The sequence below is a fragment of the Pantoea sp. Lu_F5_004 genome (assembly GCF_051136245.1).
Taxonomy (GTDB): domain Bacteria; phylum Pseudomonadota; class Gammaproteobacteria; order Enterobacterales; family Enterobacteriaceae; genus Pantoea; species Pantoea agglomerans.
On sequence record NZ_CP194947.1, the window covers coordinates 441,493 to 466,387 of the forward strand.

Here is a 24,895-nt window from a genome sequence, read left to right on the forward strand (position 1 = left end):
GGCTACGCCGTGCCAGCAGTTGAAAATGCCAAAGTTGGTAATTCTAACGACTAATGGACCTGCCTGTCGCGTATTACACGCGACTCATCAGCTGATTGCTGTTTTTTGTAACAATTACAGCTGATTCTTAACTGGCTGATGTCAGAGGGATTTGCCAGGGTAAACAGGTTTCCCGTCTCGTTAATGTTCAAGGAGTTGTCGATGAGTCAGCACGCTGATGTACTGGTATGGGGCCACGGCCCTGAGATCTTTGAAGTCTTTCTGAAACCCACCTGTCCTTTTTCGGTGCGCGCCTTCAATAAATTCGACGCGTTACTGGCGCACGCGGGTGAAGAGAACATCACCCTGAAGATCCGTCTGCAATCACAGCCGTGGCACCTCTATTCCGGGCTGATAGTGCGCTATATCCTTGCCGCCGCCTGCGAAAGTAAAGAGACCGCGAAAAAGGTCATGCAGGCGGTAGCCGATCACCGTGAAGAGTTTGAGTTCACCGATCACTGTACCGGTCCGAACCGCGATGCCACGCCGAATCAGATCCTCGCCCGCCTGAAAGAGGTCAGCGGCGTGGATGCCAGCGCCGCATTTGATCAGCCCGACCTGCAGAAAGCCATTAAATGGCACTGCAAGTATGCGCGTCAGAACGGTATTCACGTTTCACCGACTTTTATGGTTAACGGTCTGGTACAGCCCGAAATCAGCAGCGGTGACGATATAGCGCACTGGGCAAGCTTTCTGATTCGTTAATCTTAGTGCGCGGCTGTACCTGGCCGCGCCAGACTGATTCTCTCCTTTGCGACCCCACTCACGTGTTAACTCAATATCCTGATAATTAAGCCTGTTTTCCTATGTGGAGGCCGGGTAAGCTGTACCGCTATCAGCAGCAGACGGTGGGAATACAGCCGCTGCCGCTGTTCATCTTAACGGCACCGCTGGCCTGCATGGCGATAACCTGACGTTACGCCGGGCCCGCAAGCCCAATTCATTGAGGATTTGCTGATGACGATGACACTGCAACAACTGCAGGACAAATATCCGGGCGCCTTCACAGATGCATTCGGTGACTCCCCGGAATTAGCCAGCGAGCTCGCAACGCTGATTATTGCCGGTAAGAAAGTGGCCACCTGCGGGTCGTTGCGGAGCTGGCAGGATCAGGAAGCATTGCCTCAACCGGGCGGTTACAGCATTGTTCTCAACGGCGAACAGCAACCCGTCTGCGTGATCCGCACCACCGGCTTGTTCCTGACGCGCTTTGACCGCGTGACGCCCGAGATGGCGATGCTGGAGGGTGAAGGCGATCTGAGCCTCGACCACTGGCGTCAGGAACATCAGCGCTACTTCGAGCGTGAAGGCTATTTTCACAGCGAAATGGAGCTGATCTTCGAGACGTTCCAGCTGGTTGAGGTAGTCTAAACCGGCACGCTACAGCGTGTTTGCCGCCACCAGCGCCAGCCGCGTAATCCCCCGCGCGGCGAGGTTCTCAGCCGCCTGGGCTGCGCGCATGCCACTGGCACACACCAGTACCACACGCTGATCGACCGGCGGCTGCCAGTCCGCTATCTGCTGCGGCAGAATCCGCACCACCCGATCGGCCACACTGACCGGTGCCTCTTCCAGGCTACGCAACTCCACTATGCAATCAGCCTCCATCAGCATGGCCCGATCGATAAAGGGCGTGCCGGGCGCGTCAGGTTCAGGTGCGTCATCAAAACGAAACTGCCTGATATGCCAGTCAACAAAGTCACAGTGGATCATGCAGCCGAGCGGCGATGGCGTCAGTTTTAACAATACGCTCAGCGCCATCTGCGCCTGCATTGCGCCCAGCGTTGCTACCGCCGGTCCCATTACGCCTGCCGTATTGCAGTTACCCGAGGCCGTGGGCAGCTGCGGGAACAGCGCGCGATAGCCAGGCGCACCGCCACAGAATCCGCCAACATAGCCTTTGCGTCCCAGCACCGAGGCGCAGATCAGCGGCAGGCCTGCCGGATAACAGGCGTCGGAGAGCTGATAAGTCATAGCGAAGTTATCCGCCGCGTCCACTACCAGATCGATCCCCTCCAGCGCCTGCGGCAGTTGACTGGCGCTTAGCGCGTGAGGATGCGCCTCAACGCGACAGTCAGGATTGCGCTGCGCCAGCGCACGCTGAGCGCAAAATACTTTCTGCTGACCCACATCGTCGACGCCAAACAGCGTCTGCCGGTGGAGGTTGTGCAGTTCAACCCGATCGCCATCGTAAAGACGGATAAATCCCACACCCGCACCTGCCAGTAACGGCAGCAGCGTTGCACTAAGCCCGCCCGCCCCCACCACCAGCACCCTTGCCCTGCTCAGCCGCTGCTGCCCCGCTTCACCAATCTCTGGCAACATCGTCTGTCGCTGATAACGCTCCATCTTTGCTCCTTAACTGAATTGTGCCAGACCAAAAATGGGCGTAGAGGCAGACGCCATGTCGCGCTGCTCCATCAATCCCGCCTGAAACGCCTCGTGTCCGCCGTGGATCGCAGCAGCAAAGGCACCGGCCATGCGCACCGGATCGCGCGCTTTTGCCACCGCCGTGTTGAGCAGCACGCCATCAAAACCCATCTCCATCGCCTGAGCCGCCTGGCCAGGTGCGCCAATGCCCGCATCAATAATCAGCGGCACATCTTTAAACCACGCACGCATAGCGCGCAGTCCCTCGATATTCCGCAGCCCCTGGCCGGAGCCGATCGGCGCGCCCCAGGGCATCAGCACTTCACAGCCCGCTTCCAGCAACTTTTCGCCGACAATCAGATCTTCCGTGGTGTAGGGAAACACCTGGAACCCGTCAGCGCAGAGAATTCGCGCAGCTTCAACCAGGGCAAAAGGATCGGGCTGCAGCGTGTCGGCATGGCCAATCACTTCCAGCTTGATCCACGGTGTGTCGAACAGTTCGCGCGCCATCTGCGCCGTCGTCACCGCCTCTTTCACCGTGTGGCAGCCCGCCGTATTCGGCAGAATACGTTTGTTGAGCTGTTGCAGCAGCGTGCGGAAAGCGCCGCCTTCACTGCCTTCCCGCCGCAGGCTGACGGTAATAATCTCCGCGCCAGACGCGTTGATCGCCTGATGCAGAATGTCCGGTGACGGATAACCGGCCGTGCCAAGCAGAAATCGGGATTGCGGAGTAAATTGATAGAACATGGTTAACCTCCCTGCATCGGTGACAGGATTTCGAGCTGGTTGCCCGCCTCAAGTTGCTGGCTGGTATAGCGGCTACGCGGTACAAACTCCCCGTTCAGCGCGGTGGCGACGGTCCGCGGATCGATCTGCTGCTCCGCCATAAGCTCCGCCAGCGTCGTTGCGCTGGTTTCAATCGTGCGTCCATTCAGTTCAACGCGCATGAGTTATCTCCTGAGTCAGTTGCAGCATAAGTTTTTCAGCCATGATCGGGGCCAGCAAAAAGCCGTGGCGGTAGAGGCCGTTAAGTGAGAAACGGCCATTTTCGTAGCGGACTTCCGGCAGGTTCTGCCGGTAAGCAGGACGCAGACCGGTGCCGCTCTCCACGATCCGCGCTTCGGCCAGCGCCGGATGCAGGCTGTAAGCGGCGCTGAGCAATTCCATCATCGCCCTGGCGCTGATCGGGCTGCTGTCGTGGCTTTCCACCATGGTGGCACCCAGCATGAAGTGGCCTCCGGCGCGCGGCACCAGATAGCAGGGAAAGCGCGGGTGCAGCAGCCGTACAGGACGGGAGAGTTGTACGTCAGATGTGTGCAGGATCACCATTTCGCCCCGCACGGCGCGCAGGGCTGGCTGCCGATCGGTGGCGTGGATGCCACGGCAGTCGATGATTTTGCCGCCGGGTTTACCACTGTGAAAGGGGACGCCAGCCTGTTGCAGTTTGTCGCACAGTTGCTGCAAGGCGCGGCGCGGATCGAGATGCGCCTCTGCGGCGAAAAACAGGCCGCGGGCAAAGCGGTTTTCCAGCGCGGGTTCAATGTCACCGGGTGAAACCCACTGATGCTGCTGCGTCATGCTGGCGAAGCGCGTCAGTTCACGGCTGTCACGCGGCGGAGCAACCACCAGCGTGCCCTGCTGTTCCACGCCATCAACGCGTTTCGCCCACCAGCTGGCCGCGTGCTGGCCCCATTCGATCACCTGTGGCGGTGCGCTTTCTGCTTCACACCAGGGCGCGAGCATGCCGCCCGCCCAGTGCGAGGCCGCACGGCAGTCAGGCTGAGTAATAACTTCGACCGTTTCTCCCCGCTCCAGCAGCAGCGTGGCGACACAAAGCCCGGCAACGCCGCTGCCGAGCACCGACCAGCGGCTCATGGTATCCACCGGACAGGAAAAGAAAGATTCAGGATGAGATTTTTCAATTTGGCCTCGTTATCAGTTAACGAAGACCCGTGATACAGAGGGAAAAGGCAGGAACGTCGCGAATGCGCCCCTGCGGCAAGTATCTGATGAGATACCCGTCTTCCTACGCCAGTATCAACTGGGTCAGGTTCTAAGGGTCGCTAAGCCGCGCGGTGCGCTATTAGCCTCTCAGTCTCTCTGGCGAGACTCCCCTGACGGATTTAGTTGTAAGTTAAGCAGACAGCTTCGTCAAGCAGACTGCATAGAACCGGGTCAGAAAATCGGACTTAACCGGCAGAACCGAAATGCCAGTCAGTTGCGGTTGCCAGCGTCACAAAGGGTCCCGCCAGCGTCTGGTTGTGATGCGCAATAATCTTCTCCGCAGAGAGGTGGGGATTATCGACGGTGGTGTGCGCATCGGAAATCAGTACGACGCTAAAACCCAGCTCCGGGGCTGCCCGACAGGTGGTATCAACACAGAACTCCGTTTTCATCCCCGCAATCACCAGTTGTTTAATGCCCTTTTGCCTCAGCTGAAGCTGCAGGCCAGTATCCCTGAAACAGCTGGGATATCTTTTGGTGAAGACGACATCACTCTGCGGGTTAACCTGCAATTCCGGGATCAGGCGCGTCAGCGGGCTTTGCTCGTTAAAAGGGGAATCATCCGGGCCGATATGGCGTGCAAAAAAGAGAGGGACGGCAGAATCCCGGGCTTTAGTAATGAGAAGTGAGATGTTCGACAAAATCGAATTTGCGGCAAAGGGAGCCTCGGGACCATTAAAAAGGCCCTGCTGCATGTCGATAATTAAAAGTGCACTTTCAGATGTAACCATGACCTGTCTCCATTCAGTTTTTAAGAACGGAGAACAGCTCCCCGTCCGGTTCGGCGGGGAGTGAGAATCTGTTGTGTCAGGTGCCAGTCACAGAGTCGCTCACGCCGCCGCCAGGGGCGGTGGTGGTGGTGACGGTTGTGAAAGACTGAACTGACATAAACATTTTCTGACCCTGAGTTAATGCGTTAGGTGAAGTCACCCTCATAAGGATGGCGCTGACATCTACATTACCCTGTACGCCGTCGCTTTTAAAGCGCCTGCAGCGATTGGGTTACCGCGTCGGTTATTTCACGTATGCGCGGTTCGGCGCGGCGATAGTAAGTCCATTTCCCGACTTTGCTGGCTTCAACCAGCCCCGCATTGTGAAGCGCTTTCAGGCATAACGAGGTGGCGGGCTGTGATAAGCCCGCCTTGTCCTGTATGAGGCTGGCACAGACGCCATACTGATCGAAGGGATAGAGCTGGGTATAGCCCGCAAACGCTTCGTCAGGATTTTTAAGCCACTTCAGCACTGCCACTCTGGTCGGGTTGGACAGTAACTTCAGGGCATTTTCGGGGGACATGCCGCCTCACAGAATATCAGGATGGGTAAAATGGATAGTCAGTATAGCCTTTCTCAGTGCCGCCATACAGGGAGGCGTGATCGACCTCATTCAGCGGATATCCTGATTTAATCCGCGCGGGCAAATCGGGATTAGCGATGAATGAGCGGCCAAAACCAAACAGGTCGCCCCAGCCTTTTTCCAGCACATGCTGCGCTTTTTCAGCCGTGTAGCGACCCGAATAGATGATCGGAGAGCGGAATGTTTCCCGCAGCGCGACACGGAAGCTCTCTGGCATCTCCGGACTATTGTCCCAGTCGGCTTCAGCAATGGAGAGATAGCCAACTTCCAGCTCGTTCAGCAGTGCTGCTGCGCGGATGTAGGTCGCGTGTGGATCACTTTCAACCAGGCCGAGATAGACGCGCTCTTCGTCGGTACTGGTAAACAGAGGCGCAAATCTGACGCCAACGCGGTGGCTGCCAAATACCGAGCTGACCGCCTCAACGACTTCTCGCAGGAAGCGCAGACGATTCTCAGCAGATCCGCCATATTCATCCGTACGGAAGTTGGTGTGCTCAGAAATAAACTGGTTAATCAGATAACCGTTGGCGGAATGCAGTTCCACACCGTCGAAACCGGCCGCTTTGGCATTCTCCGCCGCGCGTCGGTAAAGCTCTACGATCTCTTTAACTTCCGATGTAGTCAGTGCGCGTGGCTCGCTGGGTGCGGTCAATATGCCGGCGCCGGGTCCGGTTTCAATAAATACCCGGACGTTATCGGCTGCAATGGCTGAAGGGGCAACGGGTGCCTGCTTGCCCGGCTGCAGTTCATTATGCGACACGCGGCCAACATGCCAGAGCTGGCAGAAAATCGTGGCCCCTTGCTGATGTACTGCCTCTGTTACCTTTTTCCAGCCGGCGATCTGCGCTTCGCTGTGGATCCCCGGCGTCCATGCATAGCCCTGCCCGCGAGGCTCAATCTGGGTGCCTTCGGTGATCATCAGTCCCGCGCTGGAACGCTGGCGGTAGTACTCCACCATCATCTCGCCGGGAATGTTGCCCGGTTGTTCACTGCGGCAACGCGTCAGTGGCGGCAGTACAATGCGGTTACGAAGCTGAAGGTCGCCCAGACTCAAGGGGGTAAAAAGTGACGGCATGACAAAAAATCCTCTGATGTGTGAAGAGGCGACATTATATTTACACATTTAAATTTGTAAATGTGTAATCTGTGCTTTTTGTCCAGGGCGGTATCGGTGGTTTCTGGCAGAGGGTCACTATCAGGGTGGCGTGCTGACAGCGCGTGGATTAACAGTCTCTCAGCGCAGCGCCTGACTGCGTAACGTCAGGAGGAGATCCTGCAGACCCCGCTTTCAGGCAAATTGCTTCGCCGGGACGGAGGTGCTGTCTGCAGGATCATAAGAACATCAGGAGGCGTATTTTTCAGTGAACGCCTGCCACTGCTGATGATAAACCTCCAGTTGACTGAGTGCGCCATCAATGGAGAGCTGTGCTTTGTTGTCAGGATTCGGCGTGGCACGAATCAAATCGGCAAAGGTGCTGAAGACAGAGTCCATATCACGGCCCGACTTGATGGCTTCCATCATCCCGGCCAGCTCCACCTGTGGCCGTGCGGTAACGCTCTCAACCTGGCTGAGATAATCACGTGCGCTCTCCTGCATGTCGCGTGTTCCATGACGCATGGCTAACGTCAGCGTATCCTGTGCTCCCAGCAACGTCTGACGTTCACGAATGGCGACTCTGAGGCTTATCATCTCATCAGCAATCTCATTCGCCTGCTTCTGGTTATCGCCGGAGACATATTTTTCTATCAGTTTATGGAGCTTAGACTGCGTCAGGGTCAGCGCCATGGCTTCCGAGGTATCCGAATTGTCGTACTGATTACGGCCCACCTGGCCTTCAGCCAGCACCTCATGGAGTGCAGCGGCAAACTCATCCATAGCGGTCTACGTATTGGCAGCCGCGCATTTATCCATTTCAGACAGGGTTAATTCAGAGGAGACGTTGTGAATAATGCACTTCCATTAGACGCGCTTGGGCCACGCATTTGTATTATGGGTCCCTCGAACAGCGGAAAATCGACCTTAGCTGAGGCCATTGCTCACAAAACAGATCTACCCGCGGTTCATCTGGACCAGCTTCACCATATTCCGGGCAGTCAATGGGTGCCAAGAACACCGGCAGAATTTCTCCGTTTGCATGCTGAGGCGGTGAGTCAGGAAAGATGGGTGATGGAGGGTAATTACACAAAATGCATTGAAGAACGATTCGCTCGTGCCACCAGCTTAATTCTGCTGGATGTAAAAGTGACAGTGGCACTGCTGCGGTATATTCGCAGATGTTACTCATCCACGCCGCGTATTGGCGGTCTGAAGATGGGCAGAGAGCCGATGACCCTTGAGATGCTGAAATATATGATCTGTACTGCCCCACAAAATCGGAAGCGGCATAAAACGCTTTACGACCAGGTCAGACTGCCAAAACTTCTGCTTCCTTCTCCCCGCGATGTCAAAGCCTGTTCTGACTACTGGGGATTACAGCTAACGAATAATGATCGATGAACGCAGGCTGCCGGAATAACGTCTGTTTTCCGTTAATGGGGTCGCTTTGACTCAGTAACCTTTTTTGAAAAAAAAGAAGCACCACTGCCCTCAATCAAAAAGCATTAAGCTCGTCAGAAGAGAGTCCAGCGAATCTACCGACCCGGCATGATTCGTCTCTGAACGGGTTGTGTCCCAGGGCATGGCGTCATCAGTACAATAATCACCTGTGCACTGCATATCAGCAGGCTCACTGAGTAAACCAACCGGAAGCCAGATATAAGGCCTGCCACGCAACCGGTTAGGCACTGTAGAGCCACAACTGGCGCAAAAATCGTTGCGATAACCTGTGGGTTTGCGCCATGACGCGATCTGGTTCTCACCGGAAATCCAGCTGAAGTCACTCTCTTTTACGATCGTTGCTAGGTTATAGCCGGTTCCGCTCTGTTTTCTGCACAGAGAACAGTGACAACGGTAATAGCGCGTGGGGGTTATTGATATTTCGAAAGCAACGGTTTCACACAGACATGCGCCTTTCATTTCATCATCCTGTTCACTCACATTCCTGGTTTGTCTGACTACCTGCGCGACCATAGTGGTGTTTGGGTAAGAGGCTGCTGAAGCGCTACCGCAACCCTGTCATTTTAATGCCGCTCCGGCTCATTGCATGATCTTTTGCAGTTTTGGGCCAGAAGCGGATAACCCCTCGTACACCTTCATCAGTACTAACTGCGGCTGAATACCAGTTTCAGCCCTGCCAGCGCAAAGCAGCAGGCTAATAGCGCATCGAGTCCGCGACGAATGCGACGGTAGAATGCGCCCATCATGGCAGTTGAGAACAGCAGAGCATAACCGCCGAACACAACCACGCAAATCACCGCACAGCCGCAGATGATTATCGGCAGCGTGGCGGCGACCACATCCGGCTTCAGTGCAAACGACATAATGGCCACCCAGGTAAGAATCGCTTTGGGGTTGCCGATATGCATCAGGATACCCTGACGGAACAGTCTGCCATACGCGACACGCTCATCGCTGGCTTTAAAATCGCTGGCCTCAGTGCGGCGTAAAGCAGATTTGCCGGCTTTAAACGCCAGCCATAACAGATATAACCCTCCGCCAATTTTTAACACGATCAGCAACTGTGCAAAGGTTGCCAGCACGGTCAGCACACCGCAGGCGGCGAGCAGCGCCCAGAGCATCGAACCACTCACGACACCCGCAGCCAGCGCCAGTGCGGCACCTCTGCCCTTTTTCATTGCCGTTCCCATTATCGCCATATTACTTGGCCCGGGACTGGCTGTAGCGACAAAGTAGGTGGTGAAGATCAGGATTAATTCGTGCGAAAGCGCCATGATGTCCTCTGCGATGGATTGTTATTAATCTGTTATATCGGCTGACGTACAAATTTGCTATCTCCTGGTTCGTTGCGGCTTCGTTTCTCGCTTTAAACGGTCTGCAGCAATCAAAAGTTTTCCAGAGATAGCGGACTGCCCGGCAAGGGTCGGCAGCAGCATCAATGGATTCCCTTTCAGGGACAACTCAGGGTCGTTTACGGTCATCCAGACGCAGCTGCAAAAATGTCAAATCCAGCCAGCGTCCAAACTTAGTTCCAACCTCCGTCATTCTGCCAGACTCAATAAATCCCAGTTTTTTATGCAGGGCAATGGATGCCGCATTTTCCGATTCAATCGCCGCCACCATAACGTGCTTCCCGGCTTCGTGAGCAAGCTGGATAAGCCCCTGCATCAGGGCGGCACCCGCGCCTTTACCTCGTGCAACTTTATGAACATAAACCGAATGCTCAACCGTATGACGATATCCGTCCCAGGGACGCCAGTCACCATAAGAGGCATATCCAAGGACGTTAACATCATTGTCTGTCGCCACAATCACAGGAAAACCGGCCTGCTGGCGGCTGTTTATCCACGCGATGCGGTTAACCACATCAATACGATTTTCATTCCAGATCGCGGTGGTGTTAAGCACCGCGTCGTTATAAATCTCTGCGATGATTTCAGCATCGCTTTCTACAGCCGCACGGATAATCATGGTGGACACCCCTTTGCTCACTCACTAAAGTAGATGAATTGTTCACTATGATAGTTATCCATTATGTTAGATAAAAAGTCCAGCAAAGAAGACAACCTGAATATCCGCATCGGTCAGAAGGTAAAAGAGGAAAGGGAAAAACGCGGCTGGTCACTTACCGAGCTGGCTGATAACTCAGGCGTTTCACGGGCGATGATCCATAAGATTGAGCGTGGGGAGAGCAGCCCGACGGCGGTTCTGTTAGCGCGCCTCTCAGGCTCGTTTGATATGACTATTTCACAGCTGCTTGCTCAGACTGAAGTGCAAACCGGGACGCTGGTCAGGCATGAAAATCAGCCGGTGTGGCAGGATCCGGAAACCGGCTATCTGCGTCGCCACGTTTCACCGGGCGAGATGCCGGTCGATCTGGTCAGTGTCGAACTGCCGGCAAATACCGCTGTGCCGATGCCGGCAATATCATACATTTCAAGACGCCAGCTGATATGGGTAATTGAAGGGACACTGACTTTTGAAGCAGGTTCCAGCACCTATGAGATGGCTGCTGGCGACTGTCTGGAACTGGGCGATCCGGCTGATTGCGTGTTCAGAAATAAAACGACTAACGGCTGTCGATATGCCGTTATCGTACTCCGGCCTGCCTGAGCAGGCAGAGGGCATAACTCCCTGAGTAAATCGACCATTGGCAGAGGGATGATTGTCACTCAGTCCGGCTAGTGATCGCCTTTCAGGAATCAAATCGCCAGCCGGACTGAATCTGCTCAGGGAAAGATTATTTCCCCAGAATCTCTCTGCGGACGATCTCAGCGCCCGCACTTAACGCATGCAGTTTGCCATTGGCAACCTGACGCGGCAGTGGAATCATGCCGCAGTTGGTTGAAGGATAGAGATTTTCAGCATCCACAAACTGCAGCGCTTTGCGCAGCGTGTTTGCCACTTCTTCAGGTGTCTCAATGGTATGAGTTGCCACATCGATGGCACCGACCATCACTTTTTTACCGCGAATCAGCTCGATCAGATCCATCGGAACCCGCGAGTTCTGACACTCCAGTGAGACAATATCGATAGCCGAACGCTGTAATTTAGGCAAGACCTCTTCGTACTGACGCCACTCTGTACCCAGAGTTTTCTTCCAGTCGGTATTCGCTTTAATGCCGTAGCCGTAGCAGATATGAACCGCAGTTTCACACTTCAGACCTTCGATGGCGCGCTCTAACGCGGCGATGCCCCAGTCATTCACTTCGTCGAAAAAGACGTTAAACGCAGGCTCATCAAACTGAATAATATCCACGCCAGCGGCTTCTAATTCTTTGGCTTCCTGATTCAGAATCTTTGCGAATTCCCAGGCCAGCTTTTCGCGACTTTTATAGTGATTGTCATAAAGGGTATCGATCATCGTCATCGGACCCGGCAACGCCCACTTAATAGGACGATCGGTCAGCTTACGCAGGATTTTCGCATCTTCAACAAACACGGGCTTCTGACGTGAGACTTCACCCACCACGGTCGGGACGCTCGCATCATAGCGATTACGGATTCGAACCACTTCACGCTTTTCAAAATCCACACCGCTGAGGTGTTCAATAAACGTCGTCACGAAGTGCTGACGGGTCTGCTCGCCATCGCTGACGATATCAATACCAGCCCGAACCTGATCGTCCAGACACAGACGCAACGCATCTCTTTTGCCGTCGACTAACTCTTCATTCTGCAGTTTCCAGGGTGACCAGAGCACCTCTGGCTGCGCAATCCAGGAGGGTTTAGGCAAGCTGCCAGCAGTAGATGTCGGTAATAAGGTTTTCATAGCAGGTGACCTTCTATATTTAATTAATCAAAGAACGGATTCAGCAGACCATTGCGCGAGAAGCGTCTGATTCGGCTTAATAAAATGCGTCTCAGTAAACTTACCCTGTTCGACGGCCAGGCGGCTGCGTTCTTCGCGATCGTAAACAATCCGGGTTAACGAATAATCCTGATGCTGCAGCGTGGGCTGATAGCACTGTCCCGCTGCAGAATTCGCGTTGTAAATTTCAGGGCGATAGATCTTCTGGAAGGTTTCCATGGTGCTGATGGTGCTGATCAGCTCGAGATTGGTGTAATCGCTGAGCAGGTCACCGTGGAAATAGAAAGCCAGCGGCGCAACACTGCCCTGTGGCATGAAGAAACGCACTTTCAGACCCATTTTTCCGAAATAGAAGTCAGTCAGGGAAGGTTCATCCTGCTGATATTCAATGCCCAATACCGGATGCTGATTACCGGTGCGCACGTAGGTGTTTTTGCTCGATACACTCAGGCAGATAACCGGCGATTTACTGAAGTTCTCTTTATAGACCGCTGAGTTCACGAAACTTTTGAAAATATTGCCATGCAGCTGACCAAAATCATCCGGCAGGCTGAATTCAGTCTGACCTTTGTTATGTTCTGACAGAACAACGCTGAAATCATAATCACGCACATAGGAAGAGAAGTTATTGCCGACAATCCCCTCGCTGCGCTGACCGGTTTTATGATCCACGATATGCGTTTTTAAAATCTCAATCGCCGGGAACGATTCGTCGCTGCTTCCGGGACGAAGATTCAGCTCAGCAGAAATAATCTCAAGTTCAACAGAGTACCGGTCGCCCTTTGGATTGTCCCAGTGCGCCAGAGAGTTGAAACGATTGTCGATCATCACCAGGGCGTTGTGCAGGTTTTCCTGACGTTTTTCGCCGCGCGCTAAATTAGCGAAGTTAGTCGTCGCCCGCGTATTTTTCGAAGGATTATAGTTTTCGTCGAAACGAATGCGCTTGAGGGTAAAGGCTAAGTTGTTCATCGCTATCGGGTATCCTGGTCGCTGATATGCGTTGTTGCATTTAAGGGTTATCCAGCGTAGCTAGCCCTTTACAACTATTCATATGACTCAAAGTTATTAACAATTCTTACTTTATGCCTCAACACACGGTTGAAAAAAAGTGATTAAATTTCAATGAACATGAAGGAAATTCATGTTGAGGCCGTAAAGCGGGGAAATTTTCATGAGGCTGCGAGCCTTTTAACACCTGAGGTAAAATCCGGGTGTAAAAAGTCTCGCATAAAGAGGGATTAGCAAGAGATGTCAGAGGTGGCGTGACCTTTCATCTCTACTTATTGGATGAGGCTTTCATGATCCCATAATCAGGCACGCCAGCGTGCTGTTAGTCATTTAGCGGAAATCAACCGATTCCCACCCGCAGAGCGTTAAAACGCAGCACGGATGCGGCAACTGATACATCCCGGTCATGGCCAGGCAAGACGACTAAATTTTATAAACGTTATCACACATTACTTTATGTGCGCCTGATTTTATCGAAAGCCTGCAGGCTGCCTCTTTCATCAGTTTTCCCATCTCACTGTCGCGCATCGACTGCGTCAGACGAGAAGCCGGACCGGTTAATGCCAGCGCCGCGAGCAGTTTGTTACCTTCACCAAACACCGGTACGGAAAATGCCGCGATATGCGGATCGCGGATACCTGACGTGAACAGCGGGAGTTCAGGTACAGAGTCAAACAGGGGTTCATTCAGCCCCCAGTAACGAAGCACCTGTCCGATGGCAGAATTATCCAGCGGCAGATAAGTGCCGGGCAGACGTGTTTCACGCAGTCCTTCAGAGGGCTCCGCTCTGAAAAGACAGAGTCGTTGACCGTTTTCAATCACATACCATGTGGCGCTTTCGCCTGTCGCAGTCGCCAGTGCGTGAAGTTCAGGCTGAACGATACTGGCCAGATGAAAGGATTGTTCATAGAGCTTGCCCAGATAAAGCAGTCTTGGCCCAAGGGTATAAACGCCATTGTCGCGACGAATGACATAGTTCATGCGCTCAAGTGAGTTCATCAGACGATAAACTGTCGTTTTATGGTACCCCGAAAGCTGCGCCAGCGCGGTCAGCGTCAGTGATTCCTCACCAGGCCTGAAACAATCCAGCAGCGCCAGCGCTTTTTCTACGGCAATTACGCCTTCATTCCCCATCGGTACGTCCTCCTGTTTGCGACGGCAGGCAGTTTACCGCGCAATTTGTGATTCACATCGTATTTACATCACAAATGAATGCTTAACACTGGTGCGAACTCAATTAACATCGATATAGTAGTTTTATATTGTACAACTTAGTTGTTCCTGGTAAAACAAAGAGGATTAATCTATGCCCCATGCAGAGAATACCTTCATCAATCGCGACATTATCCGTATCGCACCAGAGCGCGTAAAACAGGCTGCTCAGTTTCAGGCGGCGATCCTTGCTGATGTTGCCGGACGACGCGGAACGCTGCACGGTCGCGTAAAACCTGTGTCCCCCACAATGAAAGTCGCCGGACCGGCTATCACTGTCGAGGTGAGACCGGGCGACAACCTGGCAATCCACGCCGCGCTGGCGATTGCCCAGCCGGGCGATGTCATTGTGGTCGATGGCAAAGGCGATATCAGCTGTGCATTAATCGGTGAGATAATGTCCACCCAGGCAGAAGCCTCCGGCATCGCCGGAATTATTATTGATGGTGCGGTGCGTGACGCCGATGCACTGAGCGCAAACGGCTTCCCGGTTTTCTCTGCAGGCCTGAATCCCTGCGGCCCGACCAAGTCTATTGCGGGACGCGTTAACTACCCGGTTTCTGTGGCGGGCGCAGCCATTCAGCCTGGCGATCTCGTCATCGGGGATATTGATGGCGTGGTGGTTTTGCCGCGTGAAGACGTTCCTGCGTTGCTCGAACTGGCGCAGAAAAAACTCGATTTCGAAACCAGCCGTATCGCAGCCATTCGTGATGGCGACCTTCGCGCGCCGTGGTTAGAGAAAGCCCTGCAAACCGCTGGCATGCTGGTCGATGGGGAGACGCTCTGATGACAACCTCTTCTCCCGTGATCCTGGTGACGGGCAATGACCTGGCACCGCAGGCAGTAAACCTGCTTAGTGACTTCAGCATTGTTTATGCCGGCAAACAGCCCAGCGAAGATAGCCTGTTCCAGCTCTGCCAGCAGCATAATCCTGTGGCGATTATCGTCCGATACGGAAAAATCAACGCCCGCATTATGGATGCCGCGCCTGACCTGCGGGTTATTTCCAAACACGGCAGCGGCATTGACGTTATCGACCAAAAGGCGGCGGCTGAACGTCATATCAGTGTTCAGTCAGCGCCGGGTGCCAACGCAGCGGCCGTGGCCGAGCATACCTGGGCGTTGATTTTAGCCTGTGCCAAATCGGTGATACCGCTTGATCAGCGCATGCGCCAGGGGCATTGGGACAAATCGACCCATAAATCGATGGAGCTGGAGGGCAGAACGCTGGGTCTGGTAGGGCTTGGCGCTATAGGTGGTCGTGTTGCCCGTATTGGCCGTGCTTTTGGCATGAAGGTGCTCGCTTATGATCCTTTTGCCCGAACCTTTCCCGATGAGTGTGAATCCTCCTCACTTGACGACCTGCTGCAACAGGCAGATGTCATTTCGCTGCACTGCCCGTTAACCGAACAGACGCAACAGATGATTAACGCTGAGAAACTGGCTCTGTTTAAAAAAGGCGCCATCCTGGTGAACACGGCGCGCGGTGGTCTCATTGATGAAGAAGCGCTGTTAGCGGCGCTGGATAATGGCACTGTCGCCTGGGCCGCACTGGACAGTTTTGCCACAGAACCCCTGACTGCGCCGCATATCTGGCAGAGTGTCGGGAATGTGATTCTGTCGCCACACATTGGCGGCGTCAGCGATAACTCCTACGTGAAGATGGGCACCGTCGCGGCCAGTAACATATTAAGCGTACTGGCAGCACCGATGAAAAATGAAAGTCCGGTAGCCTGAACCGCCCTCTCCAGCCGATCAGACAGGCAACAGCGCTTTCTGGTCGGCTGGTTAATAGGTAAATCTGCTGCAACAGAGCGTAATGCTTACCTGCCAGGTTTTCCGACACGAATCTTATTCTGTCCTATGCCGTCCTGGCTTACTTGCCTTCGCCCACATAAATGAGTTTATTACCCTTCAATCGTTAACGACTCTTCTCGCGTATTGAATAAGGTGGCTGCCTGCAGCGGTTTCTTTGAAGTGTTAATTGAAGGCATCTGTTATGAAGGATATGTCCGCTATGAGCGAAAAGTGGACAGGTTAACTGAAAGGAAGATGTCCGCTTTGTGCGATGAGCGGGCGTTAATGTCACCTTCACCAGAATAATCATTTGGTCGTTTAAACATCCTTTTCAGCTAAATTGAGCGGAGTGCGGTGAAAGTCGCACGCTCCGTTATCAGGAGAGCAAATGGCTATGCTTACATGGCTGTTAAGGTGAGATACTAAAAAGCGGATAAACTTTGCACTTATCCGCCCTGCTACATTCACACTATTCGCTTAGCCAACAATCTGATCGCCTTGCACTTCAATATTGTTCGCCAGATTCCAGCGGTTTGGCGAGGTTGCGATCACTACCTGGTGAATACGCTCAAACTGTTCAACAGTACCATCGCCTTTCACGCTAATCGTGTAGTTAATTTTGTCATAACCTGGTTTCACTTCGCTATCAAGGCCCATAAAACCGCGCAAATCTAAATTACCCGTGGTTCTGATTTCCAGTTTTTCGAGTATTACGCCTTCTGCGGCGGCAGCGATGACATAACCAACTGTCATACAGGCATTCAATGCGGCTAATAACAGTTCCTGCGGATTTGGAGCGCTTGCAACACCGCCCAGCGCGGAAGGTTCATCGGCCGCAATGATCATCGGCTTTTCCGCTATTGGCTGTGGCACACCTTGCACCGTCCATGGATTAACCGCAGCTTCGCTGCGCGTGCCACCACACCAGGTGGTAGTGACATCAAAACCGACAATACCTTTCTCAGAATTTTCAGCGACATCATCACGTAATGCGCCAATAGCCTGTAGGTCGATACCGTTAATCAAGTTAATCATGATTATTCCTCAAATTTCTTTCTCCGGCAGCCTGTTACCGCTACCAGCAACAATATTAGTTACGGCCAGCTGTCACGCCGCCATCAATATCCCAAATAGCACCCGTCACCCAACTGGTTTTATCGGACAGCAGGAAAGCCACAGTTTCAGCAATATCACGCGGCGTGCCCACACGGTTAATTGGGTGGAAACTGTTGAAGCTGTCCATGACGCCGTGGACTTCTTCTTTCGGAATAAAGCCTTCGTAAATCGGCGTCTGCACTACCGCTGGCGATACCGCATTCACACGTATTCCGTTGCCGCCAAGCTCAATGGCCATGTTTTTGGTCAGTGCGTGCAGCCCGGCTTTCGCCATGGAATAAGCGGATGATGGTGTGGCACCAATTGCCTGTTGCGCCCACATTGATCCGATATTCACGATAGAACCTTTGATTCCCGAAGCCAGCATGTTTTTCACAACATCGCGGGTGATAAAAAATGTCGCGCGGTTGATGCTCATATACATGTCGTAATCCGCTTCTTCGTGCTCGGCAAAAGGTTTCGGGAAGAATACACCGGCAGCATTCACCAACAGGTCGATCTCACGGTGTTCGGCATTGACTACGTCCATTACATGTTTCATACCATTGGTCGTCATCAAATCAGCGATGATGGTGGTAACCTGGCCCAGAGGTGCCAACGCTTCACGTGCTTCTTCCGCTTTCTCATGGCGATTACCTACCAACACCACGCTGCCACCTTGCTCCAGAACCACGCGAGCTGTTTCCAGACCCATACCGCTTGTGCCGCCAACAACCAGAAGTTTTTTACCTGCGAATACGTTGCTCATGTTTATCTCCAGAATAAATTCTTTGTTAGTTGATACAGAGAAGAAGCTTGTCTCCCTGTCGATGAAAAGAATGCCAGTCCTGCTCGACTACCACGAACCATAAGAACTACACATACGAGATAGAAAAACTATCTCGTTAACTTAAAGAGGCTCGATGCGTATTCTGAACAGACTGAAATGGTTGCAGGCTTTTGAGGCCACCTCTCGGCACGGTAGCTTTACGGGTGCTGCGAATGAACTTAGTGTGACGCCTGCGGCGGTAGGTCAACTCGTGCGGGCATTAGAAGAATGGGTTGGGCATCCACTTTTGACACGTATTCGCTCGGGCAATGAACGCCTGACGCTGATTACCGAAGCGCAGGATGCACTCGACGATATTACGGCTGGCCTGGATAAACTCGAAAGCGGGCTAAAAAAACTACGTGGCAGGAAAGCGAGATCGGTGTTGGTTGTCACTGCATCGCAAGTATTGGTGATGAACTGGCTGATGCCGCGTCTTCATAAATTTTCAGAACATAATGAGTTAATAGACGTGCGCCTGGATGTGGCGGACCGGCTTATCGATCTCAGCCATGGCGAAGCCGACATTGGTATTCGCTGCGGAACTGGTCATTGGAAAGGCTTAGTGGCCGACTGGATGATGGATGAGGAAGTCGTGATGATTTGCAGCCCTTCCGCATTGCCCGCCAATGAGCCTGCGAATGAGGAATGGTTATTTGAGCAAAAGCTGATTCAGGACGATACCCCACACCCCGGCGCTAACTTTCCGTCATGGGAAAGCGTGTTGCAAAAAGTGGGGCTCGAAAGCGTGCAGCAAACGCATCTTCATATCAACTCCACCGCCACGGTGATTCAGGCAGCGCTAAGTGGTCGGGGAGTTGCGCTAGTGCGCAAAGCCCTGGTGCAGCAGGATCTGGATATTGGCCGCCTGGTGCAGTTGTTCCCGGAAAACAGCTGGCCTATTAGCTGGTCATATTATGTGGTGAGTACGAGTGCGTCATTGAAGCGGCCGGAAGTGAAAGCGTTTCATGACTGGATGTTGAGTGATGTGCGAGTTAAATAGCTCTTCTTGCCCTCACACCATTCTGAACCTTCAACGAAATGGAGCATAATCACATCAGTCGTATAAAAAACAGACTTAGCGTGGGATATTTTCCGTTTTCCAGGCGGGCTCCCTATAGGCCGATTCAGGCTGCAATTTATGTATATATAAATATCAAATCAGTATTAAAGCTTTTTAAGGAGGGTACGTGCGCATTCGACCATCATCTCGACTGATCATTCTTTCGCCTGAAAATCGCGTCCTGCTCTTTATGTTCTGTCATAAAGATGGTGCTCTGAGAGGAAAAACATACTGGGCAACGCCAGGTGGAGGGCTTGAAAAAAATGAATCTTTCGAGCAGGCCGCTATACGCGAATTATATGAAGAAACGGGTTTGAGAAGAACATTAACAGGACCACAGATAGCATCCCAGACCTTCACAATGATGCTACCAAGTGGGGAGAATGTACTTGCTGAAGAGCATTTCTTTATGATTGATGCAAATACAGTTGAGCTCGACCTCTCAGGGTGGAGTAGCAATGAAAAGGAAGTCATACGCGATTATCATTGGTGGACAATAGAGGAACTCATACACACCAGTGAGACAATTTTTCCACGCGATTTAATCATTAACATACTTGAAAGCAAGTAAGCCGGACCTTCAACGTTAACTCAACATGATACCCTGAACGTCCGCTCCTGGCACAAAGCGGACCTGCGTCCAGGCTTATGTCTGCTATGGGCGAAGAGCGATTACTCACAGATCCCGGGCTTGATAATAAAGTGCTCTTGATTTTAATAAGATTATTATTTACCCATCCATAAGCCCTCTCTCGTTAGTGGCGTCATACTTGAAGAGTTCACCCTTCATTTTTCCCTGCCATCGGTTGATAAACTCTACAGTGTCGGTTCTTATAAGATGGGCACTAAGTGCGTCCTGACCCAACCAACGTTCTGATATAAGCAATCTTCCGGTCTGATAGTCCTCCACGGCAGCGTTATATGAAAGGTTTCCATGACGTTGTCGAACGGCATTAGCCAATAACTTAAGTTCTTTTATAAATTGTTCCAGGACAGAAGGATCAATGTACATATAACCGGAAATGATAAGCATTTTATTCTTCCTTTAACTGACTGCTACTCGCCCTCAGAAAATGGCTAATCAGGTTTGGGGTAATCAGAAGTTAGTCAGCACAATTTTTCCCTGGATACTTCCTGACGAAGCGCGCTGGTGTGCGGCTGATGCCATGGCTAACGGATAGGTGCTGTCAATCACGACGTTGATAATGCCTTTTTCCAGTAAAAGCCCCGCTTCGGATAGCTGCAGACCACTTGAACGCACTTGCGTTGTTGACACAGTAATCCCTTTTTGAGCGGCCTCAGTCTGCCCGGTAAAACTTAAAGGATTCACCAGAAATAGTGCTCCGCCCTCTCTGATACAGCTTAAAAAGCGCTCTATATGCTTTCCGCCAACAGCATCAATAACCAGATCGACGTTTTTCACTACATTCTCAGCGGCTACTTTGGTGTAGTCGATAAAATCATCCGCACCCAGTTCGCGCATAAGCACTTCATGACGGGAAGAAGCGACGGCAATGACTCTCGCACCCTTCCACTTCGCGATCTGAACAGCAATGTGCCCTACGCCTCCTCCTGCACCGTTAACCATCACCGTCTGGCCTTCAAGCAGGACCGGTTTATGGTTGAAAGATTGAAACGGATTGGGCGCATCATGGCCAACGTCGACAAGAAATTGCCACGCGGTGAGCAGTGACATCGGGGCACCCGCTGCCTGGATATGGTCTATTCCCTGAGGTTTTAACGCCACCTCTGATGCAGGAACGCTTACATAGTCGGCATAAGCTCCACTACCGGCCATTACCCCATCAGGAAAACGCACCATTGAATAGACTTCATCTCCGGTGCTGAATGCGGAAACATTTTCGCCCACGGCTTCTATGACACCTGAAACATCCGTTCCCAGGATTAAGGGAAAGTGGGGTTCGGGCCGCCACTCAGGCGGAAGCGCCCGATAGCCATCACGCAGATACAAGTCTGGTGGGTTCAGACTTGCGGCATGCACGCGCACAAGGACTTCGTCAGTCCCGATAGTTGGGCGGGGTGCATCTTCATACCTGAGATTTTCCGGGCTGCCAAACGCATGTAGCTGTACTGCTTTCATCATTTCAGTCATGGCAATTTCACTCCAACACAGATTCAGATGCCAGAATATGACCAATTGTGATGATTGATAATGGGGCTGGATTTCGCTTTAATATTGCCATGAAGGAACAAATAATCTTTGAAAGACTCACAGGTCTGATTGCATTCGCTCGCGCGGGATCGCTCGGCAGCTTTACCGCTGCCGCTCGCTCGCTTGCAGTGTCCCCTTCCGCGATAAGTAAAAGTATCCAGAGACTGGAGCAGCGTCTTGGCGTCACATTGTTCACCCGAACCACCCGTTCGCTGGTGCTGACTGCTGAAGGTCGTGAACTGCACGAGCGCACGCTGCAGTTATTACGCGATGCTGACGAGCTTGAGCAGGTCGCCATGCGATCGCGAGAGGAGCCAGCGGGAACGTTACGCATTGCGGCATCGTTTCCGATTGGTGTTCATGTGATCGCGCCTCTCCTTCCGCAATTCTGTGCACTTCATCCTAAAGTGACAATCGACTTAAAGCTGAGTGATCGCGTAATTAGCATTGTTGACGAGAGTATTGATATAGCCATCCGGATCGGCGACCTCGCAGATTCAAATCTTCTGTCGCGTCGCCTGTCGCCCTATCAGATAGGTTGTTATGCTTCGCCAGATTATTTGACCCGATGCCCGGAACCCGAACACCCCAATGATCTTATCGGGCATAAAACGGTTAATTTGCGATATCAAAATACGGGGCAGATTTTTCGCTGGCCGTTCCGGCTTGGCGAGCGGGAGATTGAAATTGTGCCACCATCTGCTGTCATCGTCGATGCAAGCGAGGCCGTTATCGCGGCTGTGGCTGCCGGTGCCGGGATAGGCATGGTGTCGAGTTTTATGGCTGCTTCCTGGGTTAAGCGCGGGGAGTTAGTGCCCCTTCTCACTGATTTTTCAGTAGAGCGGCATAATATTTCTGCGGTATGGCATGCGAGCCGGCGTTCAAATCCTGCTGTACGCGCCTTCATTGATCTCATGCTTAACAGTTCTGAACGCTCTTAAACTGGGTATTGTCAGTAAATCCCCAAAGGTAAGTTTTTTCCGCATCTGATACATAACAGACATCAACAACCAGCAGACTGATTCAGGTGATGACAGGATGTGGAATGTTTATATGGCAGAGATAAAGCCGGAAGAACCTGCCTGCAGATGCGCTGATAAGCTTCTGCAGGCGGGATTACTTTATTTACTGACTGACGAAGCGCTATTTTCAACGTCGATGGTTAACTCTTTTTTGCGGCCCATGACCAGTACGGCAATGCCCCCGATGCCACAGAGGATAGCCAGTGGCACCATAGCCAGCGTATGGCTGCCGGTCGCCTGATTGATAATGCCATAAACGTTGACCATCACCCCACCGCCGATCAGATTCGCCATCGCACCGATAGCCGCCAGACCCGCTGCAGCCGTTGTGGATGACATCCATCCCGATGCCAGCGCCCAGAAAGGTCCTTTCATTGAGTAGGCCCCGATTAATACCAGCGACAGGATTACTACACTGCCGGTCAGACTATTGGTGATAAAGGCTGACAGCAGGCCACCTGCAATTAAGAACAGCGTTAACGCGGTGTGCCAGCGACGCTCGCCGCTGCGGTCAGAACTTCTCCCCCAGATAATCATCAGAATGGAGGCCAGGCCGTAGGGAATCGCATTGACTAAACCGGTGGTGAAGTTATCCAGTCCAAACGATTTAAGCAGTTGCGGAGACCACACGCTCAGCGTTGAGCCCGCCGCAGACGCGCCTGCATAAATCAGCGCCATCACCCAGATATGTTTGTGACGCAGCAACTGCCACAAAGAGATATGACCTATTGCCTTCTTCTTCGCATTTTCGGCTTCGAGAGTGCTGTTCAGCCACTCTTTTTGTTCCTGATTTAACCAGCTGGCATTAGTGGGGCGATTGCTCAGTAAAAAGAAGGCTGCAATTCCCAGAATGACCGCCGGAATACCCTCCAGGATAAATAACCAGTGCCAGCCACGCATACCGTACCAGCCATCCAGTGACAAAATCAGACCAGAAATGGGCGATCCAATAAAGTTCGCCGCAGGAATGGCCACCATAAAGGTAGCAATCACGCGTGCACGGTACTTTCCGGGGATCCAGTAAGTCAGATAAAGAATGACGCCAGGGAAAAATCCGGCCTCAGCGGCACCCAGTAAAAAGCGCAATATATAGAGTGTATTGGCACTTTCAACAAAGGCGGTACAGACAGAGATGATACCCCACGACACCATGATGCGAGAGATCCAAATCTTTGCGCCAATTTTCTGCATGGCCAGATTGCTGGGTACTTCAAACAGGAAGTAACCGACAAAAAACAGACTGCTCGCAAAACCAAATACCGCTTTCGACAATCCTAAATCTTCGTTCATCTGCAACGAAGCCATCCCAATGTTGCCGCGATCGATAATAGCAATCAGATAACAAACAATCAGGAAGGGCAAAATGCGCCAGACCACCTTCTTAACGGTCTGCTGCTCAATATCGGCAGAGAAAGTCGTGATGTGCTGTTTTTCAGACATGATGATCCTCACAATTTTGTCATCGCTTGACGTGCAATCCGCAAAGCGCTTTGTTTTACTCTGTAAAACAGTAATGTACTGAGTAAAACCATTATCACGATAAAAATTCTTTCCCGCCGGAAGATGTAATCAGGTTGTGTTATTTGTCACAAAAAAGTATTCGTCAACCTTAGTTTATGTGACGAGTATGTCGTTAACGCGTGGAGTTCAGCGATCTTTTTAATGAAGTGACGACAGGAGAACCGGAAGGATTGAGAGGGAACAGAGTAATTTGAGTGCAGCGGTCGGGTTGTGAGGCCTTAGCGCTTGTGTGAAGGTATCAGCCAGCGTCCGGGAAGTTTGCATCTGATGAAGCACTCGTCTGCCCCTGTCGAACGGCCACATCATGAAATTCCCTGACCGATAACGGCGAGTTTCTCCTCACAGTATTCGATAACGTCATTATTCGCGGTGTTACGATGAAAAGAGAGGGATGCTATGAAATATAAAATTTCTGGCCTGAACGCCGGGCAATTTGCTCATCTTTTTGGACAGAGCGATGAATATCTGAAAAAACACCATGTAGTACGACAAACGGTAGAGTGCTATCCGGGTTATCCCGACAGAATCTCATTGTGCGATATCCCCGTTGGAGAAAGCGCCCTCCTGATTAATCACATCTATCAGCCTGCCGACACGCCCTATTTTGGTACTCATGCAATCTATATATGGGAGGGATGCACCCGGCAAGGCATTTACATCAATGAATTACCTGAAGTCCTGCTAAGCAGGACGCTGTCATTAAGGGCCTATGACGGAAAGCATTTTTTAAAAGAAGCGGATATGGCTGAGGGGAAAGTTGCTGAAGATCTCATCGGCCATTTTTTTGCCGACCCGCAGATTAGTTATATCCAGATACATAATGCGAAACGGGGATGCTATTCCTGCTGTGCAGAACGTTTTGAATGACGGTTTGTATTGAGAAGCCCTATCCGCTACAAGAAATTATTCGTCGCCAGGGTCGCTTTCGTATCATGACCCTGTGCTGAAGAGGGTGCTAAGAATTATGTCAGTAATCCTGCCCTATCCGATATGGCAAAAGGAGTGCCTGTTTCTGGAGGGAACGTGATGCGATTAGCGCC

At 52.2% G+C, this 24,895-nt stretch carries 29 protein-coding genes and 1 riboswitch; of the genes, 10 read left to right on the forward strand and 19 right to left on the reverse strand.

The window, feature by feature from the left end:
• The first annotated feature begins 201 nt into the window (after positions 1 to 201).
• Both ACR8BN_RS21030 and ACR8BN_RS21035 read left to right on the forward strand, forming a co-directional pair.
• Positions 202 to 744, forward strand: coding sequence for a DsbA family protein (locus tag ACR8BN_RS21030; RefSeq protein ID WP_434747662.1), 543 nt, complete (start codon positions 202 to 204; stop codon positions 742 to 744).
• 252 nt (positions 745 to 996) lie between these two features.
• Complete coding sequence (locus tag ACR8BN_RS21035; RefSeq protein ID WP_010247476.1) at positions 997 to 1,410, forward strand: ASCH domain-containing protein; 414 nt, start codon at positions 997 to 999, stop codon at positions 1,408 to 1,410.
• 9 nt (positions 1,411 to 1,419) lie between these two features.
• On the opposite strand, the gene ACR8BN_RS21040 is transcribed toward ACR8BN_RS21035, so the two are convergent.
• From ACR8BN_RS21040 to ACR8BN_RS21075, 8 genes are all read right to left on the reverse strand, one after another.
• Positions 1,420 to 2,388, reverse strand: a complete 969-nt coding sequence (locus ACR8BN_RS21040; protein ID WP_434747663.1) for a HesA/MoeB/ThiF family protein — start codon at positions 2,386 to 2,388, stop codon at positions 1,420 to 1,422.
• Positions 2,389 to 2,397: 9 nt separating this feature from the next.
• Positions 2,398 to 3,156 (reverse strand): thiazole synthase, encoded by a 759-nt coding sequence (locus ACR8BN_RS21045; protein ID WP_010247482.1) that lies wholly within the window; start codon positions 3,154 to 3,156, stop codon positions 2,398 to 2,400.
• 2 nt (positions 3,157 to 3,158) lie between these two features.
• On the reverse strand, positions 3,159 to 3,356 hold the full coding sequence (gene thiS, locus ACR8BN_RS21050; RefSeq protein ID WP_031593393.1) for a sulfur carrier protein ThiS: 198 nt from the start codon (positions 3,354 to 3,356) through the stop codon (positions 3,159 to 3,161).
• A complete protein-coding gene (locus tag ACR8BN_RS21055; protein WP_115765086.1) occupies positions 3,346 to 4,284 on the reverse strand; it encodes an FAD-dependent oxidoreductase in 939 nt (312 codons plus the stop codon). The genes thiS and ACR8BN_RS21055 overlap by 11 nt, the downstream gene beginning before the upstream one ends.
• 131 nt (positions 4,285 to 4,415) lie before the next feature.
• A riboswitch (TPP riboswitch) is annotated at positions 4,416 to 4,535 on the reverse strand.
• A 63-nt stretch (positions 4,536 to 4,598) separates the two neighbouring features.
• Positions 4,599 to 5,144, reverse strand: coding sequence for a cysteine hydrolase family protein (locus ACR8BN_RS21060; protein ID WP_434747664.1), 546 nt, complete (start codon positions 5,142 to 5,144; stop codon positions 4,599 to 4,601).
• Between the two features lie 248 nt (positions 5,145 to 5,392).
• Entirely contained in the window at positions 5,393 to 5,707 is a 315-nt protein-coding gene (locus tag ACR8BN_RS21065; protein WP_010247494.1) for an ArsR/SmtB family transcription factor, read from the reverse strand.
• 16 nt (positions 5,708 to 5,723) lie between these two features.
• Positions 5,724 to 6,842 (reverse strand): alkene reductase, encoded by a 1,119-nt coding sequence (locus ACR8BN_RS21070; RefSeq protein ID WP_033760155.1) that lies wholly within the window; start codon positions 6,840 to 6,842, stop codon positions 5,724 to 5,726.
• Between the two features lie 267 nt (positions 6,843 to 7,109).
• Positions 7,110 to 7,643: a hypothetical protein gene (locus ACR8BN_RS21075; RefSeq protein ID WP_434747665.1), complete on the reverse strand. Its 534-nt coding sequence runs from the start codon at positions 7,641 to 7,643 to the stop codon at positions 7,110 to 7,112.
• 66 nt (positions 7,644 to 7,709) lie between these two features.
• On the opposite strand from ACR8BN_RS21075, the gene ACR8BN_RS21080 reads away from it, so the two are divergent.
• Positions 7,710 to 8,264, forward strand: a complete 555-nt coding sequence (locus tag ACR8BN_RS21080) for an AAA family ATPase (RefSeq protein WP_434747666.1) — start codon at positions 7,710 to 7,712, stop codon at positions 8,262 to 8,264.
• A gap of 90 nt (positions 8,265 to 8,354) precedes the next feature.
• On the opposite strand, the gene ACR8BN_RS21085 is transcribed toward ACR8BN_RS21080, so the two are convergent.
• The 3 genes from ACR8BN_RS21085 to ACR8BN_RS21095 form a co-directional block, all read right to left on the reverse strand.
• The gene (locus ACR8BN_RS21085) at positions 8,355 to 8,783 is read right to left on the reverse strand and encodes a GFA family protein (RefSeq protein WP_434747667.1); all 429 of its coding nucleotides are present in this window, start codon (positions 8,781 to 8,783) and stop codon (positions 8,355 to 8,357) included.
• 185 nt (positions 8,784 to 8,968) lie between these two features.
• On the reverse strand, positions 8,969 to 9,598 hold the full coding sequence (locus ACR8BN_RS21090) for a LysE family translocator (RefSeq protein ID WP_010247507.1): 630 nt from the start codon (positions 9,596 to 9,598) through the stop codon (positions 8,969 to 8,971).
• Between the two features lie 187 nt (positions 9,599 to 9,785).
• On the reverse strand, positions 9,786 to 10,295 hold the full coding sequence (locus tag ACR8BN_RS21095; protein WP_434747668.1) for a GNAT family N-acetyltransferase: 510 nt from the start codon (positions 10,293 to 10,295) through the stop codon (positions 9,786 to 9,788).
• Positions 10,296 to 10,358: 63 nt separating this feature from the next.
• On the opposite strand from ACR8BN_RS21095, the gene ACR8BN_RS21100 reads away from it, so the two are divergent.
• On the forward strand, positions 10,359 to 10,937 hold the full coding sequence (locus ACR8BN_RS21100; protein WP_434747669.1) for a helix-turn-helix domain-containing protein: 579 nt from the start codon (positions 10,359 to 10,361) through the stop codon (positions 10,935 to 10,937).
• Between the two features lie 127 nt (positions 10,938 to 11,064).
• Here the strand turns inward: ACR8BN_RS21100 and ACR8BN_RS21105 are convergent, their stop codons facing one another.
• The 3 genes from ACR8BN_RS21105 to ACR8BN_RS21115 all read right to left on the reverse strand — a co-directional run bounded on the left by ACR8BN_RS21105 (position 11,065) and on the right by ACR8BN_RS21115 (position 14,277).
• Entirely contained in the window at positions 11,065 to 12,096 is a 1,032-nt protein-coding gene (locus ACR8BN_RS21105) for a methionine synthase (RefSeq protein WP_434747670.1), read from the reverse strand.
• Positions 12,097 to 12,123: 27 nt separating this feature from the next.
• The gene (locus ACR8BN_RS21110) at positions 12,124 to 13,104 is read right to left on the reverse strand and encodes a DUF1852 domain-containing protein (RefSeq protein WP_039387792.1); all 981 of its coding nucleotides are present in this window, start codon (positions 13,102 to 13,104) and stop codon (positions 12,124 to 12,126) included.
• A 462-nt stretch (positions 13,105 to 13,566) separates the two neighbouring features.
• Positions 13,567 to 14,277: an IclR family transcriptional regulator gene (locus ACR8BN_RS21115; protein ID WP_109651213.1), complete on the reverse strand. Its 711-nt coding sequence runs from the start codon at positions 14,275 to 14,277 to the stop codon at positions 13,567 to 13,569.
• Positions 14,278 to 14,449: 172 nt separating this feature from the next.
• On the opposite strand from ACR8BN_RS21115, the gene ACR8BN_RS21120 reads away from it, so the two are divergent.
• Positions 14,450 to 15,142 (forward strand): RraA family protein, encoded by a 693-nt coding sequence (locus tag ACR8BN_RS21120; protein WP_137229641.1) that lies wholly within the window; start codon positions 14,450 to 14,452, stop codon positions 15,140 to 15,142.
• Positions 15,142 to 16,092, forward strand: coding sequence for a hydroxyacid dehydrogenase (locus tag ACR8BN_RS21125; RefSeq protein WP_434747671.1), 951 nt, complete (start codon positions 15,142 to 15,144; stop codon positions 16,090 to 16,092). Before ACR8BN_RS21120 ends, ACR8BN_RS21125 begins: the two co-directional genes overlap by 1 nt.
• A 537-nt stretch (positions 16,093 to 16,629) precedes the next feature.
• On the opposite strand, the gene ACR8BN_RS21130 is transcribed toward ACR8BN_RS21125, so the two are convergent.
• Together ACR8BN_RS21130 and ACR8BN_RS21135 are read right to left on the reverse strand one after the other, a co-directional pair.
• Positions 16,630 to 17,187 (reverse strand): OsmC family protein, encoded by a 558-nt coding sequence (locus tag ACR8BN_RS21130; protein ID WP_434747672.1) that lies wholly within the window; start codon positions 17,185 to 17,187, stop codon positions 16,630 to 16,632.
• Positions 17,188 to 17,242: 55 nt separating this feature from the next.
• Positions 17,243 to 18,016 carry an SDR family NAD(P)-dependent oxidoreductase gene (locus tag ACR8BN_RS21135; protein ID WP_434747673.1) on the reverse strand — a complete coding sequence of 258 codons (774 nt, stop codon included), beginning with the start codon at positions 18,014 to 18,016 and terminating at the stop codon, positions 17,243 to 17,245.
• Positions 18,017 to 18,170: 154 nt separating this feature from the next.
• On the opposite strand from ACR8BN_RS21135, the gene ACR8BN_RS21140 reads away from it, so the two are divergent.
• Positions 18,171 to 19,079: a LysR substrate-binding domain-containing protein gene (locus tag ACR8BN_RS21140; protein WP_434747674.1), complete on the forward strand. Its 909-nt coding sequence runs from the start codon at positions 18,171 to 18,173 to the stop codon at positions 19,077 to 19,079.
• A gap of 187 nt (positions 19,080 to 19,266) precedes the next feature.
• Positions 19,267 to 19,710 carry an NUDIX hydrolase gene (locus ACR8BN_RS21145; RefSeq protein ID WP_143990943.1) on the forward strand — a complete coding sequence of 148 codons (444 nt, stop codon included), beginning with the start codon at positions 19,267 to 19,269 and terminating at the stop codon, positions 19,708 to 19,710.
• A gap of 159 nt (positions 19,711 to 19,869) precedes the next feature.
• Here the strand turns inward: ACR8BN_RS21145 and ACR8BN_RS21150 are convergent, their stop codons facing one another.
• A complete protein-coding gene (locus ACR8BN_RS21150) occupies positions 19,870 to 20,172 on the reverse strand; it encodes a putative quinol monooxygenase (RefSeq protein WP_143990944.1) in 303 nt (100 codons plus the stop codon).
• Positions 20,173 to 20,235: 63 nt separating this feature from the next.
• Complete coding sequence (locus ACR8BN_RS21155; protein WP_064703004.1) at positions 20,236 to 21,252, reverse strand: NADP-dependent oxidoreductase; 1,017 nt, start codon at positions 21,250 to 21,252, stop codon at positions 20,236 to 20,238.
• 89 nt (positions 21,253 to 21,341) lie between these two features.
• Between ACR8BN_RS21155 and ACR8BN_RS21160 the strand changes: the two genes are divergently transcribed.
• The gene (locus ACR8BN_RS21160; RefSeq protein WP_143991012.1) at positions 21,342 to 22,253 is read left to right on the forward strand and encodes a LysR family transcriptional regulator; all 912 of its coding nucleotides are present in this window, start codon (positions 21,342 to 21,344) and stop codon (positions 22,251 to 22,253) included.
• 180 nt (positions 22,254 to 22,433) lie between these two features.
• On the opposite strand, the gene ACR8BN_RS21165 is transcribed toward ACR8BN_RS21160, so the two are convergent.
• Positions 22,434 to 23,774, reverse strand: a complete 1,341-nt coding sequence (locus ACR8BN_RS21165) for an MFS transporter (RefSeq protein WP_129063392.1) — start codon at positions 23,772 to 23,774, stop codon at positions 22,434 to 22,436.
• Positions 23,775 to 24,251: 477 nt separating this feature from the next.
• Here ACR8BN_RS21165 and ACR8BN_RS21170 point away from each other — a divergent pair, with 477 nt between their 5' ends.
• Entirely contained in the window at positions 24,252 to 24,722 is a 471-nt protein-coding gene (locus ACR8BN_RS21170) for a DUF1203 domain-containing protein (protein ID WP_434747675.1), read from the forward strand.
• Positions 24,723 to 24,895: the final 173 nt, after the last annotated feature.